16 protein-coding genes and 1 tRNA gene are annotated in these 18,099 nt (G+C 28.1%); 14 read left to right on the plus strand and 3 right to left on the minus strand.

All coding sequences use genetic code 11. The features are described from left to right. Nucleotides 1–137: 137 nt before the first annotated feature. Genes BZ132_RS05840 through BZ132_RS05850 form a run of 3 tightly spaced genes read left to right on the plus strand, consistent with a single transcriptional unit; the run spans nucleotide 138 to nucleotide 3,093 of the window. A complete protein-coding gene (locus BZ132_RS05840) occupies nucleotides 138–812 on the plus strand; it encodes a TrkA family potassium uptake protein (protein WP_112149692.1) in 675 nt (224 codons plus the stop codon). A gap of 23 nt (nucleotides 813–835) precedes the next feature. Beyond that, nucleotides 836–1,954, plus strand: a complete 1,119-nt coding sequence (locus tag BZ132_RS05845; RefSeq protein ID WP_011406801.1) for a VWA domain-containing protein — start codon at nucleotides 836–838, stop codon at nucleotides 1,952–1,954. A 26-nt stretch (nucleotides 1,955–1,980) separates the two neighbouring features. Then, nucleotides 1,981–3,093, plus strand: coding sequence for a VWA domain-containing protein (locus tag BZ132_RS05850; protein ID WP_011406802.1), 1,113 nt, complete (start codon nucleotides 1,981–1,983; stop codon nucleotides 3,091–3,093). A gap of 7 nt (nucleotides 3,094–3,100) precedes the next feature. On the opposite strand, the gene cobQ is transcribed toward BZ132_RS05850, so the two are convergent. Beyond that, a complete protein-coding gene (gene cobQ, locus BZ132_RS05855; protein ID WP_011406803.1) occupies nucleotides 3,101–4,609 on the minus strand; it encodes a cobyric acid synthase CobQ in 1,509 nt (502 codons plus the stop codon). A gap of 296 nt (nucleotides 4,610–4,905) precedes the next feature. Here cobQ and lonB point away from each other — a divergent pair, with 296 nt between their 5' ends. Both lonB and BZ132_RS05865 read left to right on the plus strand, forming a co-directional pair. Next, on the plus strand, nucleotides 4,906–6,927 hold the full coding sequence (lonB, locus tag BZ132_RS05860; RefSeq protein ID WP_083757023.1) for an ATP-dependent protease LonB: 2,022 nt from the start codon (nucleotides 4,906–4,908) through the stop codon (nucleotides 6,925–6,927). A 283-nt stretch (nucleotides 6,928–7,210) separates the two neighbouring features. Further along, nucleotides 7,211–8,962 (plus strand): DEAD/DEAH box helicase, encoded by a 1,752-nt coding sequence (locus tag BZ132_RS05865; protein ID WP_011406805.1) that lies wholly within the window; start codon nucleotides 7,211–7,213, stop codon nucleotides 8,960–8,962. A gap of 30 nt (nucleotides 8,963–8,992) precedes the next feature. Here BZ132_RS05865 and BZ132_RS05870 read toward each other — a convergent pair whose 3' ends face one another. Continuing rightward, a complete protein-coding gene (locus BZ132_RS05870) occupies nucleotides 8,993–9,868 on the minus strand; it encodes a ribose-phosphate diphosphokinase (RefSeq protein WP_011406806.1) in 876 nt (291 codons plus the stop codon). Nucleotides 9,869–10,127: 259 nt separating this feature from the next. Between BZ132_RS05870 and hypA the strand changes: the two genes are divergently transcribed. The 3 genes from hypA to BZ132_RS05885 all read left to right on the plus strand — a co-directional run bounded on the left by hypA (nucleotide 10,128) and on the right by BZ132_RS05885 (nucleotide 12,260). Next, nucleotides 10,128–10,511: a hydrogenase maturation nickel metallochaperone HypA gene (gene hypA / locus BZ132_RS05875; RefSeq protein WP_011406807.1), complete on the plus strand. Its 384-nt coding sequence runs from the start codon at nucleotides 10,128–10,130 to the stop codon at nucleotides 10,509–10,511. Beyond that, nucleotides 10,504–11,160, plus strand: coding sequence for a hydrogenase nickel incorporation protein HypB (gene hypB / locus BZ132_RS05880; RefSeq protein ID WP_011406808.1), 657 nt, complete (start codon nucleotides 10,504–10,506; stop codon nucleotides 11,158–11,160). Before hypA ends, hypB begins: the two co-directional genes overlap by 8 nt. A gap of 62 nt (nucleotides 11,161–11,222) precedes the next feature. Next, nucleotides 11,223–12,260 (plus strand): DUF354 domain-containing protein, encoded by a 1,038-nt coding sequence (locus BZ132_RS05885; protein WP_011406809.1) that lies wholly within the window; start codon nucleotides 11,223–11,225, stop codon nucleotides 12,258–12,260. An 11-nt stretch (nucleotides 12,261–12,271) separates the two neighbouring features. On the opposite strand, the gene BZ132_RS05890 is transcribed toward BZ132_RS05885, so the two are convergent. Beyond that, nucleotides 12,272–12,345, minus strand: a tRNA-Ala gene (locus tag BZ132_RS05890). 301 nt (nucleotides 12,346–12,646) lie between these two features. Between BZ132_RS05890 and BZ132_RS05895 the strand changes: the two genes are divergently transcribed. The 6 genes from BZ132_RS05895 to ribC all read left to right on the plus strand — a co-directional run bounded on the left by BZ132_RS05895 (nucleotide 12,647) and on the right by ribC (nucleotide 17,961). After that, nucleotides 12,647–13,738, plus strand: coding sequence for a hypothetical protein (locus BZ132_RS05895; protein WP_011406810.1), 1,092 nt, complete (start codon nucleotides 12,647–12,649; stop codon nucleotides 13,736–13,738). 85 nt (nucleotides 13,739–13,823) lie between these two features. Further along, entirely contained in the window at nucleotides 13,824–14,618 is a 795-nt protein-coding gene (locus BZ132_RS05900; RefSeq protein ID WP_011406811.1) for a nitroreductase family protein, read from the plus strand. A 120-nt stretch (nucleotides 14,619–14,738) separates the two neighbouring features. Further along, nucleotides 14,739–15,716, plus strand: coding sequence for a methionine synthase (locus BZ132_RS05905; protein ID WP_112149696.1), 978 nt, complete (start codon nucleotides 14,739–14,741; stop codon nucleotides 15,714–15,716). 3 nt (nucleotides 15,717–15,719) lie between these two features. Continuing rightward, nucleotides 15,720–16,349, plus strand: a complete 630-nt coding sequence (locus BZ132_RS05910) for a thymidylate synthase (protein WP_011406813.1) — start codon at nucleotides 15,720–15,722, stop codon at nucleotides 16,347–16,349. 134 nt (nucleotides 16,350–16,483) lie between these two features. Next, nucleotides 16,484–17,470 carry a methenyltetrahydromethanopterin cyclohydrolase gene (gene mch / locus BZ132_RS05915; protein ID WP_011406814.1) on the plus strand — a complete coding sequence of 329 codons (987 nt, stop codon included), beginning with the start codon at nucleotides 16,484–16,486 and terminating at the stop codon, nucleotides 17,468–17,470. Between the two features lie 26 nt (nucleotides 17,471–17,496). Further along, nucleotides 17,497–17,961, plus strand: a complete 465-nt coding sequence (gene ribC / locus BZ132_RS05920) for a riboflavin synthase (RefSeq protein WP_011406815.1) — start codon at nucleotides 17,497–17,499, stop codon at nucleotides 17,959–17,961. Nucleotides 17,962–18,099: the final 138 nt, after the last annotated feature.

Raw genomic sequence — 18,099 nt, forward strand, 5'->3', positions numbered from 1 at the left:
TTTTAACAAATATTTCTACTAATTCTAAAAACAAATCAAAAAAATAATTAAATCTTATTTTATAAAACAAACTTTTAATTAAAACAGCATACTATAATATATACATACAAAAAAAAATTTTAATGAAAAAAGAATAGATGATTAAATTGATGGGTATAATTGTAGGTGCTGGACGTATAGGTTATAATTTAGCAAGAAATATGGCTGAAAAACATGATATAACACTTATTGATAAAGATAAGGAACTATGTGAAAAAACAAATTATCTACTTGATTGTTATGTTATTCATGGAACTGGTACAAATACTAAAATTCTTGAAGATGCTGATATAACAAAAGCAGACTTTTTTGTTGCAACAACAGGAAATGATGAAGTAAATCTTTTATCATCAGTATATGCTAAAGAACATGGTGTTAATATAATTATATCAAGATTAAATAACACAGAACATGCTGAAATATTCACTAAATTTAATATACCCTTTATTAATCCTGAAACTAGTGCTATGAGACTTATTGCAAGAAGTATTGTACGACCAACTGCACAATCACTAGTATCATTAGGACAAGGAAATGCTGAAATTTTAGAATTAAAAGTTAAAAATAAAGATCTTGCATTCATACCCATCTCTGAAATTGAAAATAACACAGATAAATTTATCATAGTTATGGTGTATACAGATAATGAAACTATTATTCCAACCAAAGAAACAATGCTTGGATATGATGATAGTGTAGCAGTACTTGTAAAAACTGAATATGTAAATGAAATACAAGACTTATTTACTAAAAATACATCAGAACTTGAATAATATAACTATATTGGGGTTTGAAAATGATTAATCCTAAAATAATTACATTATCTAACTTCTTAAGAAAAGAAGGAATGATTGTAAGTATACGCAGTACAATAACAGCAGCAAATATTTGGGAGAAATATCATGAAACATTTAATGATGAAGAAATTAAAGAATCATTAAAATGTATTTATGTTAAAAATAGGGAAGATATACATAAATTTGATCTTATATACAACAGATTATTTTCGAAAAAAATAGAAAGAAAAACAAAAAGACAAAAACAAGAACCTAGACAAAAATATGACAATACTTCCAATAATGAAATTAAAAGTCAAAAAAGTAATCCAAATACAGAATATCTTGAAAACCAAGAATTAATTGAAAATAGAAAACAAAAAAAAGTAATTAATGATAAATTAATGAAGGAGAGTATAGTACTTTTAGATAATAATGATAGACGAGTATTTGATATATGTCAAAGACTAAGTAAAAAAATAGCTAACCAGCGTTCTAAACGTAAAAAACGTTCTCATTCACACAATATAAATATGCCAAATACTATCAGATATAATCTTAAAAATGGTGGACATTTAGTAAAATTAATTCATCAAAAACCACCTAAAAAAAAGACAAAACAAATATTTCTCTGTGATATTAGTGGTTCATGTGAATGGGTAAGTACATGGTTTTTTGCAATATTATATGGTTGTTATAAAACATTTGATAAAATAACAGTTTATGATTTTGATAATAAAATCATTGATGTGACAGATTCATTAACCTCAGAATATGAAAATACCTATCAAATAAATTTTGCACATCAACGATTAGGCATTAGACCCTTTGGACAATCAGATATGACCACATCATTTAAACAATTTCGAGATGAGGCAACACTAAACAACCATACAGATGTAATAATATTAACAGATTGTAGAGATTGGACAGGTAAACGTGAAAATGGAGTTCTTGAAAGTGCAACAATACTTCATGAAATTGTTCAAAAATCACGTAAAGTTATTATATTAAATCCAGAGAAGAAAATCAGATGGAAAACAAGAACCAGTTGTGTATCTGACTATGAACAAGCAGGTGCTATAATCTATGAAACAGGTACTTTAGATCAGTTTGCTAGAGTTATAAGTGCATTATAATACTTAAAAAAATATAAAAGATGAATATGATTAACAATAAAATTCTAACATTGAGTCAATTTCTAAGATTTGAGGGAATAAATGTCAGTATTAGAAGTACAATTAGGGCTTCAAATATATGGGATAACTTTCATAACAAATTTAATTCAGAAGAATTAAAAGATGCTCTGAGAAGTGTTTATGTTAAAAATAAGGAAGATATTCCCAGATTTGAACGCTCTTATGATTATGTTTTTATATATAATAAATCTATTGAAAATAATCCCCTCAAACAAGATCATGTTGAAATAAATACTACAAACCATAAAACTAATCAAAAACAAAAAAAAGTAGAAAAGGATACTACTCGAGAAACAATAATTAAAAGACGTTTAAAACAGAAAAAAATTGTGGATGAAAGCATTTTAGATGAGGAATTTGTTAGATTAGATACTATCGATTATAGAGTTTATGATATATGTAGAGATTTTAGTAAAAAAGTAGCTAATCATAGATCTATACGAAAAAAAAGTAAAAAATCCAGAAGTGTAAATATTCCTAAAACAATTAGGAAAAATCTTAAAAATGGTGGACATTTAATAAATCTTATTCATCAAACTCCTCCAATGCATAAATCAAAACATATATTTCTCTGTGATATTAGTGGTTCATGTGAATGGGCAACAACATGGTTTTTTGCAATGCTTACTGGATGTCATGATTCATTTGATAAATTAACATTATATAATTTTGATAATAGAGTAATTGATGTAACACATGCACTTGATTCTACTTTTAAAAATTCATATCAAATAAATGTAGGTTTACAATCATTAGGTCTTAGACCTAGAGGTCATTCAGATATGACTAAATCATTTAATCAGTTTTTAAAAGAATCTGAATTAAATAAACATACTGATGTTATATTACTTACAGATTGTAGAGATTGGACAGGTAAACGAACTAATGGTGTCCTTGAGAGTGCTAAGGTTTTACATAAAATAATTATTAAATCTAGAAATGTTATTATTTTAAATCCCGAGAATAAGTATAGGTGGAACACTCCCACAAGTTGTGTTAGGGATTATCAGGAAGTTGGTGCAAAAGTTTATGAAACAAGCACCCTTAAACAGTTTGCTAAGGTAATTAAAGAAATATAAAAAGGGATTAATCCCTTAATAAATCTTTAAAAAAGGACATATCTACATTATTTGCAAATAAATCTCCAAGTTGATCATAGTTTACTCTTTTTGATTCTTTAAAGTCATCTTTTGTTAGGCCTAATGGTTTTAATCCCTTGTTTATACGTAGCTGATCTGTGAATTTTCTTCTAAATTCAAAGTTATGGAATATTCCATGGAAGTATGTTCCACACACATTACCATTTATTGCTCCATCATAGAGACCTGATTCATCATTACCTTGTCCTTTTTTTATTTTAATTAATGGTTCTACATCACCAAGTATTGTTATACCTTCATGTAATTCATAACCTGTTACTTTAGTATCTTTTTCAAATCCAAGTGAACTATCTTTTATTATTGTACCTTCACTTTGTTGAACAACTTTTTCTATTTGTCCAAATTCAGTAGTCATATCAAGTAGTCCTAATCCTTCTACAGATCCATACTTTGATTCAGAACATGACTCATCTATTATGTTATTAGACAACATTTGATATCCACCACAGATTCCAAATATTGGTATTTCTTTTGAGATTTTTTTAATTTTATCAAATGCTCCTGATTTTTTAAGTTCTACTAAGTCATTTACAGTATTTCTTGTTCCAGGTATTATTAATGCATCTAAGTCTTCAAGGTCATCATAAATACTTACTAATTTTATTCCAATATCCTCTTCATAGTCAAGTGGATCTATATCTGTGAAGTTAGAAATTCTTGGTAGACGTAGCGTTCCAATTGTTATTTTTTCATTTTCACTAAAATGATGTGTTGATAAGGAAGCTGAATCCTCTTCTGGTAAATTTAATGTCTCATCATATGGTATTATTCCAATAACTGGAATATTTGTTAGTTCTTCTATTTTTTCAATACCTGGTTTTAGTACATCAGCATTTCCTCTAAATTTATTGATAATAACTGCTTTTATACGTTTTCTATCTTCTTCAGGTATTAAAAAATATGTTCCAACTATTGATGCGAATACTCCACCTTGATCTATATCTGCTACTAATATTACATCTGCATCAGTCATCCGGGCTATTAACATGTTTGCCAAGTCTTTATCATACATGTTAATTTCTGCAGGTGATCCTGCCCCTTCTATAACTGTTATATCATAATCTTCTTTAAGATATTCTAAAGATTCTTCAATTGCTTTAATTGCTTGTGTTCTGAAGTTATTTTGATAATCATCAAATCTCATATTTCCTGCAGGTTTTCCTTGAACAATCACTTGCGAAGTAAAATCTTCTTTTGGTTTAAGTAATATTGGGTTCATATTACAGTTTGGTTCTATTCCTGCTGCTTCTGATTGCATAACTTGTGCTATAGACATTTCATCATTATCAACTGTAGTATATGAATTTAAGGACATGTTTTGTGATTTAAATGGTGTTACTCTATATCCTTTTCTTGATAATAAATTACATAATGCTGCTACAGTTAATGTTTTTCCAGCATTTGATGATGTACCTTGAAACATTATATATTTCATTAATTTATCCCACCATATATTTTGTTAAATTTGATAGTTTTATATTTGTATTAGTTAAAATTTAATACTATTGAAAAAATAATAGATACACGACATTATAATTGTAATATTTTCTAAAAAATAAAAGCACTATATATTATATTGAGAAATAGTAGGTTTTAAATACCTGCGGTTACTTAAATTTATTATGAACTTTAAATATATAATAAATATAGAAAAATATTAAAAAAAAAAGTATTAGGATAACAATTAAAAATATAACATAATTAAAAGGAGGGTTAAATATAACCAATGAAATAAATAATGAAGAGAAAAAAGAAGAAACCGTCCTTCAAAATAATGAAAAAGAAAATCAGGAAAACACAAACAACACAGAAAATACTAACAAAGACAAAACCGACTTAACAAAACATGTTGTATCTGAAATTAATCCAGAAGAATATATTGATACAGATGAAATAGACATACCACCCATGTTAATTGACCAAATAATTGGACAAGAAGAAGCAGTGGAAACTATAAAAAAAGCTGCAAAACAAAGACGTAATGTTCTACTTATAGGAGAACCTGGTATTGGTAAATCCATGATAGCTAAAGCAATGGCAGAATTATTACCACCTGAAGATTTACAAGACATACTAGTATATCCCAATGTTGAAGATACAAACAATCCATTAGTTGGAGTTATGCCGGCAGGTCAAGGTAAAAAAGTAATCGAAAATGCTAAAAAACAAAATAAAGGCCAAGAAGAACGTAGAAACATACTGATGATTACTATAATTGCATTTATTATGGCAATAGGATTTTTAACAAATCAATTCCTAAGTGCAATAATTGCTGTGGGAATAGTGTTCTTTGCACTCTACCAACTCAGACCAAAAGGACAACAATCAACACCAAAACTTCTTATAAATAGTGATGGTAAAGAAGTAGCACCATTTGTTGATGCTACTGGAGCACATGCAGGTGCATTACTTGGTGATGTAAGACACGACCCATACCAATCTGGAGGATTAGGAACTCCAGCTCATGAAAGAGTAGAAAGTGGAATGATACACAGAGCAAACAAAGGAGTACTATACATAGATGAAATCGGTACAATGACCATGAAAACACAACAAGAACTCCTAACAGCAATGCAAGAACACAAGTACCAAATTACAGGACAAAGTGATAACAGTAGTGGAGCAATGGTTAGAACAAATCCAGTTCCATGTGATTTTGTATTAGTTGCATCAGGAAACATGGAAGTATTAAAAGATATGCATATAGCACTTAGATCAAGAATACGTGGATATGGATATGAAGTATTCATGAAAGATTCCATGAAAGACACCCCTGAAAATCGTAAAAAATTAGGTCAATTTGTAGCACAAGAAGTTAAAAACGATGGAAGAATACCACATTTTACAAAAGAAGCAGTAGCAGAAGTTATTAAAGAAGCACAACGTAGAGCTGGAAAAAAAGATGCTTTAACACTCAAACTAAGAGATCTTGGTGGACTTGTAAGGGCTGCTGGAGATGTAGCTGTTGAAGAAAATGCTAAAGAAGTAACAGTAGAACATGTACATGAAGCAAGAAAACAATCAAGAACATTAGAACAACAAATAGCAGACAGATACATATCCCAAAGAAAAGAATACAGTGTATTCTCAAATGAAGGATCTAAAATTGGTTGTATCAATGGTTTAGCAGTTATAGGAAATTCAAGTGGTATTGTTCTACCAATAGCAGCAGAAGCAGCACCATCCCAGAGTAAAGAAGAAGGTAAAATAATTGCAGCAGGTAAACTTGGAGATATAGCAAAAGAAGCTGTGCAAAATGTTGGTGCTATTATTAAAAAAAGTATTGGTACTGACATATCAAATTATGATATACACATCCAATTTGTACAATCATATGATGGAGTAGAAGGAGATAGTGCAAGTGTATCTATGGCTACAGCAATTATTTCAGCAATAGAAAACATACCAATCGATCAAACACTAGCATTAACTGGTTCATTAAGTGTAAGGGGAACAGTACTTCCAATTGGTGGAGCAACATATAAAATAGAAGCTGCTGCTGAATCTGGAATGAAAAAAGTACTTATACCTGCATCAAACATGGATGATGTACTTATTGATAAAAAATATGTAGATCAAATCGAGATTATTCCAGTTAAAACATTGACTGATGTATTAGAACATGCACTTGTAGGACCTCAAAAAGATGAATTTATCAAAAGTCTAAAAGAAAATAAAATTGATAAAATAAAAAATTACATACCAAATCCCACAGACATAATCAATTCTAAACCTTCCAAAAGTAACAATTAAATAATAACCTCTTCTTTTTTTATTTTTTAAAAATCATTATTAACTATTTTCCAAGATATACATAAATAGTAATAAGTAGAAAAATTAACACTAGAAATAAAAAAATAATAATTCTTTTTTTTAAAATAATACTAAAATTTAAAATAAAAAAAGAACATAATATTCATTTTAAAAGATGTAACATAAGTAATAGAAGAATACGCCAGTATTATTACACAGAATATCCTATAAAATGAAAGAAATATAAAAAGATAATTATACTCTGAAACAGGAGAACCAAAAAATGGAAAAATTAAAATTTAAAGACTTAAATATATCTCCCGAAATACAAAAAGCAGTTGCAGATATGGGTTTTGAAGAAGCATCACCTATTCAATCATTAGCAATACCTCAAATATTAGCCCATAAAGATGTTACTGGTCAAGCTCAAACTGGAACTGGTAAAACTGCTGCATTTGGAATACCATTACTTGAAAATATAGATAGTGAAGATAATAATTTACAAGCAATTATTTTATGTCCTACACGTGAATTAGCAATACAAGTAGCAGAAGAATTAAGAAAATTATCTGTTTACCTTCCTAAAATAGATGTACTTCCAGTTTATGGTGGTCAACCAATAGATAGACAAATTAAAGCATTACAAAAAGGTGTTCAAATAATAATAGGTACACCAGGACGTGTAATGGATCATATTGATAGGGGAACTTTAAGTTTAAATAACATTAAAACAGTAATCTTAGATGAAGCTGATGAAATGTTAGATATGGGTTTTAGAGAAGATATTGAATATATTTTAGAAGATATCCCATATGAAAGACAATTCCTATTATTCTCTGCAACATTACCTCAAGAAATACTTCAATTAGCACAGAGATACCAGACAAATCCAGAGATTGTTAAGGTTACAAAACATGAATTAACAACACCTGATGTTGAACAGAAATATTTTGAAGTTAAAGAAGATATGAAACTTGAACTATTATCTAGATTATTAGATTTACATGATTTTGATTTATCATTAGTATTTTGTAATACAAAAAGAAAAGTTGATAAACTTGTAAGTCACCTTCAAATAAGAGGATACCTTGCAGATGGATTACATGGCGATCTTACACAAAATCAAAGAGATCGAGTAATGAGTAAATTTAAAAAGGGAAATATCGAAATATTGGTTGCAACAGATGTTGCTGCTAGAGGTATTGATGTTGGTGGTGTTGAAGCAGTATTTAACTTTGATATACCAAATGATAATGAATATTATGTTCATAGAATAGGACGTACTGGAAGAGCTGGAAAAACTGGAAAAGCATACAGTTTCGTATCTGGACGTGAAATATATCAACTAAGAGATATTCAAAGATATGCTAAAACTAAAATAGAACAAGCACCTATTCCTGCCCTTAGTGATGTTGAAGAAGTTAAAAAAGATAACTTCATTGAAGAATTAAAAGAAAAAATTAATACTGAAGATATTTCCAAAGAAACATACATAATTGAAAAATTAGTTGAAGAAGACTATAACTCAATAGATATTGCTGCTACTTTACTTAAAGGAGTAATTGATGATAAACGTTATAAAGAAGAAGAATTTGGAGATACTGAAGCTCATGAAGGATTTGTACGTTTCTTTATGAGTGTTGGTAGAAAACAAAACATTACAATTAGTGTAATATTAAATTCCATCTATGAAAAAACTGGACTTACAGGTCATCAAATAGGTAACATTGACATATTTGATAATTTTTCATTTGTAGAAATTCCAAAGGCTAATGCTTCAGATTTCTATAGATTTATGGGTGATACCTATATAGAAAATAAACGTGCACATATAGAACCTGCACGACCTAGAGATAAATCTAAGAAAAACAATACCCGAAATAACAATAGGAATTTTAATAAAAAACGAGGACGTAAAAGTAAAAAATTTAATCCACATAGAAATGATTATCATCAAAAAGATAGTTATAGAAAGGATACTTATCGAAAAGAAAGTAAATTTAGAAAAGATAATTATGGAAATGAATCATATTAATTCATTCCCCAACTCTTTTTATTAAAGTAATTATATATTTTTCAAATGGTTAGCTATTGTTTTAGCCACACTTATTTTTGCAACTTCACTTTTTAATGTATTTGTTGCTTGTACAGAATTTGATCCAGCAGCATTTATTTTTAGTATAGCATCATTAACTAACACTGGATGAACACATATAACATCTACTGCCTTTGCACCTTGTTGTTTTAGTATGTTAATTGCATTTACAATAGTTCCACCAGTACTTATTATATCATCAATTATAATTACTGCTCTATTTTTAACAGAAATATTTTTAGTTTTTGTTTTAACTTTTTCTGGTGATAATCTTACTTTTTCTAAATAATCATGATCTGTGTTAAGTAGTGTTGCTACTTCTTTTGCAAAGTTTTCTGCTCCCTTATCTGGTGCTAATATAATAGGTTTCTTCTCAGGATAATTCTCACGTATATGTTCTGCTATTGCAGGCATTGCTGATAAATTATCTACAGGTATATCATATAAATCACATATACTTTCTTCATGTAAATTTATTGATATTAAATGTTTTACTCCCATTGTTTGAATTAATTTAGCTGTAGCTTTAGCTGATATACATTCTATTTCTTTAAATCTACGTTCTTGACGACTATATCCAAGATATGGTGATACAAGTGTTATATTTGTTACATTCATATCACTAAGAGTATCTAAAATAAAAAATAATTCCATCATATTTTCATCTTGAGGATATCCTGTAGATTGAATTATTATTACATGTTCATCTTCTGATATTTCATCTTTTATTCTAAAATATCTTTCACCATCAGGAAACTTCTTTGTTTCAACTGAACATAATTTATCATTCATTTCTCTTGCTACTTCTGTAGCTAATGCTTGTGATGCAGATCCACCAATAATCACTTAATACTACTCTCCTTATTTTATTCTAAATAATTACCATATGACTTTTATTAATATTATTCTATTAATATTCAAGTTATCTACTATTAATTTATGATTTTTATTTCTAATATATTTCATTAATTTTATCTAAAAAAAAATATTAAAAGTTAAACATTATAATACTATTTAGCACATATATAATAATTACAAAGAAAAATAAAATAAAATTAAATTAATTAATTTATATTGAAAAATACAATAGTGGAGTTAAAAAAAAATGCATGAATTATCCATGGCAAATAGTATGGTTGAAGCTATACTTGATACTGCAAAGAAAAATAATGCTATTAAAATAACTGAAGCCATTTTAGAAGTTGGAGAACTCACTATGCTTAATCCTGAACAGTTACGTTTTATGATGGATATTTTAAGAGAAGATACTATCTTCGAGGATGCTGAAATCATAATTAACATGATACCTATTGAAGTAGAATGTGAAGATTGTGGTTTTCATGGAATTAGTAAAACTGATGAAGGTATGGATCATTTAATGGCTGTAGCCACCTGTCCTGAATGTGACAACACTCATGTTCATATTCTAAAAGGACAAGAATGTAATATTAAAACTATAAAAATTGAGAGGGAAGATGAAAATGCATAATATTGCTAGTATAGAAGTTGAACAAGACATAATCCAAGCTAATGATAAATTAGCTTCTGAAAATAGAAAAAAATTTGAAGAAAAAGATATTTTTGCTGTTGATTTAGTTGGAGCTGTAGGTTCTGGTAAAACATCACTTCTTGAAACTTTAATTGATGAAATGGATGATAAAATCGGTGTTATTGCAGGAGATATACTAAGTAAATTCGATGCAAAAAGAATTGAAAATAAAAATGTACCTGTAAAAGGACTTAATACTGGAAAAGAATGTCATCTTGATGCTCATCTTGTTGAACATGCACTACCTGATATCCCATTAGATGACATTTCCATATTATTCATAGAAAATGTAGGAAACCTAATTTGTCCAGCTGACTTTAATCTTGGAGCACATGTTAGAACAGTTATTATCAGTGTAACTGAAGGTGATGATACTGCTGAGAAACATCCAATGATTTTTAAAGGAGCAGACATGGCTATTATCAACAAAGTAGATTTAGCTGAAGCTGTAGGTGCAGATGCTGATAAAATGGTTGAAGATGTTAAAACAATAAATCCTGATATACCTGTTGTTAAATGTAGTTTAAAAACTGGTGAAGGTGTAGATGAAATTATTAGTCTATACAAGAAATTCCAAAATAAAGAATAAGTTTTAAAAACTTATTTTATCTACTTTTTTTTTAAAAAAATAATAAATAGGATGCTATTGTTATGAAGATATGGATAGATATTGTAAATACACCCCATGTACGATTTTTTAATGGAATTATTAAAAAATTAAGAAAAGATGGACATGAAGTACTAATAACTGCTAGAGATTTTTCAAATATTCATGATTTACTTGATATTTTTGGATTAGAATATACATCTATTGGTGATCATGGAGTTACTCTTGAAGAAAAACTATTATCCAGTACAAAAAGAGCATACGATCTATCCAAATTTATTAGTAAAGAAGATATTGATATTGCAATTACTAAACATTCAATTGAACTTCCACGTGTAGCTTTTGGACTTGGAATTCCAAATATTTTTATTTTAGATAATGAACATGCAATTGCTGCTAATAAATTAACACTTCCATTAACAAACAAATTAATAATTCCAGAAATCTTTGATGTATGGAATACTATTAAATTTGGAATGAATCCCAACAACATTGTACAATACAATGGAACCTGTGAAATTACTCATCTTGAGGATTTTAAATACAATGAAAAGATATTAGAAACTCTTAACTTAGATTTAGATGATAATAAAAAAATTATTCTAATGAGACCTGAGCCTTCATTAGCATCATACTTACATACTGATTGTACAAAGTCTGTACTAACACCAATTGTTAATGAATTAAAAGACATTGCAAACATACTAGTTATTCCTAGATTTAAAGCACAAAGTACAATATTTAAAGATATTCCACATGTACATGTTATAAAAACACCTGTAGATACATTTAGTTTAACAAAAAGAGCAGATCTTTTAATTGGCGCTGGAGGTACTATGAATCGTGAAGCTGCACTGCTTAAAACTCCAGTAATTTCATGTTATCCTGGAAAAGTACTATCTGTAGATAAATATTACATTGAAAAAGGTTTAATGAAGCGTTCAACAGATTTAAATGAAATTATAAAGTTGGCTAAAGAATTATTAACAAAAAAATCTAAAGAAGTAGAATTAAAAACAGATAATCTTATTGATTTAATTGTTGATGAAATATATAAAACATACAAGGAATTTAATAAATAAAACATTAAAAATGGACTAGTCGGGAGTTGAACCCGAGGCCTCCGCCATGCCAAGGCGACACTCTACCAAGCTGAGCTACTAGCCCTTTAAAAAAATAATACTTAATTATTTTAATAATATGTTTTTATAATATTTATGTCTTATTATAAATTTTTTAAAAAATAGATATTATAATCACCATTAATTTAGTTTTTAACTTTTTTATAAACATACCTTTCCATTAAATGTAACTACTTATTTTTTTAATTTTACATAATTATTAATAAAACAAATGAAATAATATAAACATAGTTAAATTATAATGAAATAATTTATTATTCAAAAATTATAATAATTCAAAAAAAAATAGATTCAAAAATTGAATTTATTGGAGGATAGATGATTATATGGCATTAATAGCTACAAACCACCTTGCCTTAATAATTGAATTTGCTATATTAATGCATATTGGAATTCTTTTACTTTTAAATTTCCTACCATTAAATAGTAATGTGGTATACATGTTATCTTTGGTATTAGGTGCTGGAATAACTTTGATGTTTTTTATAGATGCAGTTTGCCTATTACTACCTATGCTCAGTCATCATGAGTTTACACACCCATATGGTCCTATAGCAATATTTGTTATAGTAACTTCGTGGGCAATGACGTATATGTTACAAGGACAAGGTGTAAGAACATCAAATTTAAAATTGTTGGTTTTACTTGAAACTATGGGTATAGCTATCTTTGGAGCAGTTGTTCATCGTGACTTCTTAATTATGTTCATTTTAGGTATTCTTATAGGATTTTTCATACTTGATAAAACCAATGGAAAAGGAAAACATGAACATTCAATATTAACACCACGAAATATGCTTCTTGTAGTTGTAGCAATGTTCTTATTATTTGGTATTATGGAAGGTTTATCTCAAGTATTACATATGGAAATTATAAGTCCATTATCAAGAATTGATCGTATGAATGCAAATCAATTTTCAAGTCTTAAATTAGTTATTGATAACACTAACTTATTTGGACATTCAGCAAATGCTACATATTGGGGAAATTCAAGTATGGGAAATAGTGATGGATACATATCACTACCATTAACATTCATAACATCCTTTGGTTTACCATTCCCATTGTTTTATGGTATCCTTGTTACAAAAAAAGACATAATAGATTATTTCTTACCAGGAATATTTGGAATTGGATTCGACTTTGGATATCTTGCATTAGCTGCTGTAATTATTTGGATTTTAGTAGTTATAATCATAGGACTTGTTATATTAAATAAATATAAATTACAACGTGAACGTGGAAGTAAACGATATATAGGAAGAGAAGCACTTTTAATAGGATCATTATCAGCATTTATTGCTCAAACAATTCTTGGATTGTTTATTATCACAAGGACAATTAATGGTTCAGCACTTGTAACCTATCTCTTCTTAAGTGCTATGGTTATGGCACATGTTGTAACAACAAAAAGATAAAACATAAACTCCCATTTTTACTCTTTTTTTTTAGAAAAAAATATTTTACATAAATATAAAAACTGTATTATAAGGAAGTTTTCATATGAAATTAAATATTGATAGTATTAGATGTGTTGGTTGTGGTTTATGTGAAAATGTATGTATTAAAAATCATATAAAAACTAAGCCATCACTTCATGAGGTAGACAATAATGAATGTTTTGAATGTGGACATTGCATGGCAATATGTCCTACAGGTACTATAACATTAAAGATATATGAAAATCAACCAGAACGTGTTGAAAAATATGATGCTACGAATATTCCAATAGAAACTAACGATCTTCTCCAACTATATAAACAACGTAGAAGTATTAGATGGTTTAAAAATAAACTAATAGATGAAAAAACGTTTAATACCTTATTTGAAGCAGCATATTATAGTCCTAGTGCTCAAAACATTCAAGATACAGAATTTGTAGTTATTACTAAAGAATTAGATGAATTTATAGAGTTTATATACCGTATCATAAAAGAAGATGAAGATAAATTTCCTCGTATAAAACAGTTAGGTGAATATCTTCAAGATAAAACATCATATAAACATAATCCACTACTCTGGGAAGGAAAACAATTGATTCTAGGATTTTCAACTGATATAACAAGTACTATTATTGCAATGACAAGACTAGAGTTACTTGCATATTCAATGGGTCTTGGAGGATTTTATTCATTTTTCATACAAAAAGCTGATGTTATTAATCATGATAAATTAATGGAATTTTTCCCATATATTGATTCTAATAAGCATATGCAATGTGCATTCATTATAGGTTATCCTAGAAAGAAATTTAAAAGAACAATACCACATAAGACTATAAAAATAACATATAAATAATTAATTCTTCCAATTATTTTAAAAAAAAATAATAAAATGATTAAATATTATTAAAAAAAAGATTATTTAGATAGAATTTACATATGAACATATATAATTAAAACAGAGAGTTTTGATAATATGAATATTATTACAACTATTGTAGGTAGTTACCCAACACGTAGTTTTAGAGCAGAAAGTTTTAATGAAAAAGTAACACAGACACTTGGATTATATGATCCATATAAACAAGCAATAAAAAATACTGTTACCTCTTTTGTTAATAAAGATATTGATATTATATGTGATGGACAAGTAAGAGGAGATATGGTGCAGATATTTGCTAGAAAAATCAATGGATTAAAAATCATAGAAAATACTACACATATCATTGGAAAAATTACTCCTGCAGCACATCCTATTTCTATACGTGATTTACAATTAGCATATAAAACAGCAAAAGCATTAAATCCTCAATATGAATTAAATGCTCCACTAGATGGTATATTTAAACATGAAATGAAGGGTATTAAAGGTATAATTACTGGTCCAACAACACTTGTTCATTCATCAATTATTGATAATTTTTATACTACTAAAGAAAATGCCATATATGATATGGCAAGAGCATTAAGTATTGAAGCTCAAGCAATTGAAAAATTTGGAGCATGTGCTCTGCAGATAGATGAACCATTTATTTCAACTGGTGCTGAAGATATAGAAGTTTCAAGAAAAGCTATTGAAATCATAGTTGATTCAGTAGATATTCCTGTAATATTACATGTATGTGGAGATCTAGAACATGTTTTAGGAGATTTATTAAAATTTAATGTTGATGTTCTTGACTTTGAATTTTCAGGAATGAAACAAAATATTGATCATCTAGAAAATAAATGGACATCTGATTGTAATAAACTATTAGGTATTGGTTGTGTAAATACTAAATTAAAATCTGTTGATAAAAAAGAGAATGTACATAAAACAATAAAGGATGTATTATCTATTACTAAAAGTAGTAATATTATACTTGATCCTGACTGTGGAATGCGTATGTTAGATAAAGATATTGCAGATGAAAAACTTGATATTTTAAAATATTTCAGAGAAAATGGTGTGTAAACAATGGCAAAATTTATTCGTACTAATTCAATATCACAAGCATGGCTTACATGTGTTAAAAAAATAATGCAAGAAGGACATGAAGTAACTGATGAAAGGGGAAGTTTAACTAAGGAACTTCAAAATGTAATTCTTGAAATTACAAATCCTAATGATAATACCATACCTGAATGTTCACCATGGCATGATGATAGACTTGAAACATATAAAAAGGAATTACTTGATCCTGATAATGAACAAGGATTTGTATATACATATGGTAACAGATTAAGACAGTATTTCAAAATAGATCAGATTGATACTTGTATCGAAAAATTAAATAATTGTCCCCAATCCCGAAGAGCTATTGCTATTACAATAGATCCAATTCAAGATAACAAGGTGGATGAAATCCCTTGTTTACAGGAAATAGCTTTTTTAATTAGGGATAATCAATTATATATGACAGATTTCTTTAGAAGCAATGATTGTGGTGGAGCAACATTTCCTAATCTTTTTGGTATAAGAGAGGTTGGTTATTATGTTGCTAAAAATACAGATACTGAACTTGTTAATATGGTTCATCATGCTATGAGCCTTCATATATATGAACATGACTGGGATAAATGTAGAGAAATTTTAAGAAAATATTAGTTATAATAATTTTTTTATAAAAATAGAAGAAAAATTATTAGTTAAAAAAAGCTAGATATAATATTATATTACCTATAATGAGAAATAACTCATTATTGATATATTTTAAATTATTATTTAATGGAGATAAAAGCATGAGTGAAAGTATGAACATAGCAGCAAAGAAAATTGCTGATAAAATGGTTCAAGATGCAGAAAAATTAAAAGTAATTCCATCAACATTATCCAATGGAACATCTATTATAGATTGTGGTGTTAATGCTAAGGGAAGTATTAAAGGTGGGGAATTATTTACAAAAGTATGTCTTGGTGGAATTTGTGATGTTGGAATTTCAATACCTGGTGACTTAAGTGATATAATGGCTATGCCTGCTGTTAAGGTTAAAACTGATTTTCCAGCATTAACCACTCTTGGTTCTCAGAAAGCAGGATGGAAAATAGATGTTAATGGATATTATGCTATAGGTTCTGGACCTGCTCAGACACATAAATTTAAAGATAATAACATTTATAAAATAACTAACTATATTGAAGATTCAGATATTGCAGTTATTACTCTTGAAGCAGATAAATTACCTGATGAAGATATTGCTAATTATATTGCAGATGAGTGTGGTGTAAAACCAGAAAATTTAACCATACTTGTTGCACCTACATCTTCTCTTGTTGGATCTATTCAAATATCTGGTAGAGCTCTTGAAACTGGAATATACAAAATGTATGAAATAATGAACTTCGATGTTACTAAAATTACATATGCTGCAGGTATTACCCCTATTACACCAGTTGATCCTGATAGTCTTAAAGCTATGGGTAAAACTAATGATGCTATCATGTTTGGTGGAAGAGCATATTATTATATTGAACCTGATGAAGGTGAAGATTTAGAAGAATTAGCTGCTAATTTACCATCATCTGCTTCTGATAATTATGGTCAAAGCTTTATTGAATTATTTAAAGAAGCAAATCAGGATTTCTATAAAATGCCTAAGGATATTTTTGCACCAGCACAAGTTATTGTTAATGATATGATAACTGGTCAAATGTTCCACACAGGATTTATAGATCTTAAACGTCTAAAAAAATCTTTTGAAGTTAAAGAAATAATTTATGAAAAATAATTTTTCAATAGGAGTGTTGTTAAATAATGTCAAAAAGAATAGGAATTTGTAGTACTACCTTTGCACGATTTGATATGGCAAGTGCAGCAATTAAACAAATAAAAAAACAAGTTACTGGTGTTAAATATATCGAACGTTATGTTCCTGGTGTTAAAGATTTACCAGTTGCTGCTAAAAAGTTAATTGAAGAAGAAAACTGTGACATTGTTATGGCTTTTGGAATGCCTGGTGGCGAAAAGATCGATAAGTTATGTGCTCATGAAGCAAGTACTGGTCTTATACAAGCACAACTAATGACTAATACCCATATACTTGAAGTATTTGTTCATGAAGATGAAGGAAAAGATGAAAAAGATCTTAAAGAATTAGCATATAACCGTGCAACCCAACATGCAGATAATCTTGTAAAAATGTTATTTAAGCCAGAAGCTATGAAAAAAGAAGCTGGAACTGGTGTACGTGAAGGTCGAGAAAATAAAGGACCATTATAATCCTATTGCTTTTATAATTAATTAATGACCTCCTTACTTATTTTTTTTCTAATACTCTGCTTGTTTAGATTATGAAACTTATTTCACTATTTTTATGAGTTTTGTTTTAACTACACATACAAGAAACTATATGTATTT

Origin of the sequence: Methanosphaera sp. DEW79 (assembly GCF_003266085.1) — an archaeon.
Taxonomy (GTDB): Archaea; Methanobacteriota; Methanobacteria; order Methanobacteriales; family Methanobacteriaceae; genus Methanosphaera; species Methanosphaera stadtmanae.

Bases quoted from the DNA above. Each gene is read 5' to 3' on its own strand.
- BZ132_RS05865 (WP_011406805.1), top strand. From the start codon at position 7,211: ATGGAAAAATTAAAATTTAAAGACTTAAATATATCTCCCGAAATACAA.
- cobQ (WP_011406803.1), bottom strand. From the start codon at position 4,609: ATGAAATATATAATGTTTCAAGGTACATCATCAAATGCTGGAAAAACA.
- BZ132_RS05845 (WP_011406801.1), top strand. From the start codon at position 836: ATGATTAATCCTAAAATAATTACATTATCTAACTTCTTAAGAAAAGAA.
- hypA (WP_011406807.1), top strand. From the start codon at position 10,128: ATGCATGAATTATCCATGGCAAATAGTATGGTTGAAGCTATACTTGAT.
- BZ132_RS05885 (WP_011406809.1), top strand. From the start codon at position 11,223: ATGAAGATATGGATAGATATTGTAAATACACCCCATGTACGATTTTTT.
- BZ132_RS05895 (WP_011406810.1), top strand. From the start codon at position 12,647: ATGGCATTAATAGCTACAAACCACCTTGCCTTAATAATTGAATTTGCT.
- mch (WP_011406814.1), top strand. From the start codon at position 16,484: ATGAGTGAAAGTATGAACATAGCAGCAAAGAAAATTGCTGATAAAATG.
- BZ132_RS05910 (WP_011406813.1), top strand. From the start codon at position 15,720: ATGGCAAAATTTATTCGTACTAATTCAATATCACAAGCATGGCTTACA.
- BZ132_RS05900 (WP_011406811.1), top strand. From the start codon at position 13,824: ATGAAATTAAATATTGATAGTATTAGATGTGTTGGTTGTGGTTTATGT.
- ribC (WP_011406815.1), top strand. From the start codon at position 17,497: ATGTCAAAAAGAATAGGAATTTGTAGTACTACCTTTGCACGATTTGAT.
- BZ132_RS05840 (WP_112149692.1), top strand. From the start codon at position 138: ATGATTAAATTGATGGGTATAATTGTAGGTGCTGGACGTATAGGTTAT.
- BZ132_RS05905 (WP_112149696.1), top strand. From the start codon at position 14,739: ATGAATATTATTACAACTATTGTAGGTAGTTACCCAACACGTAGTTTT.
- hypB (WP_011406808.1), top strand. From the start codon at position 10,504: ATGCATAATATTGCTAGTATAGAAGTTGAACAAGACATAATCCAAGCT.
- BZ132_RS05850 (WP_011406802.1), top strand. From the start codon at position 1,981: ATGATTAACAATAAAATTCTAACATTGAGTCAATTTCTAAGATTTGAG.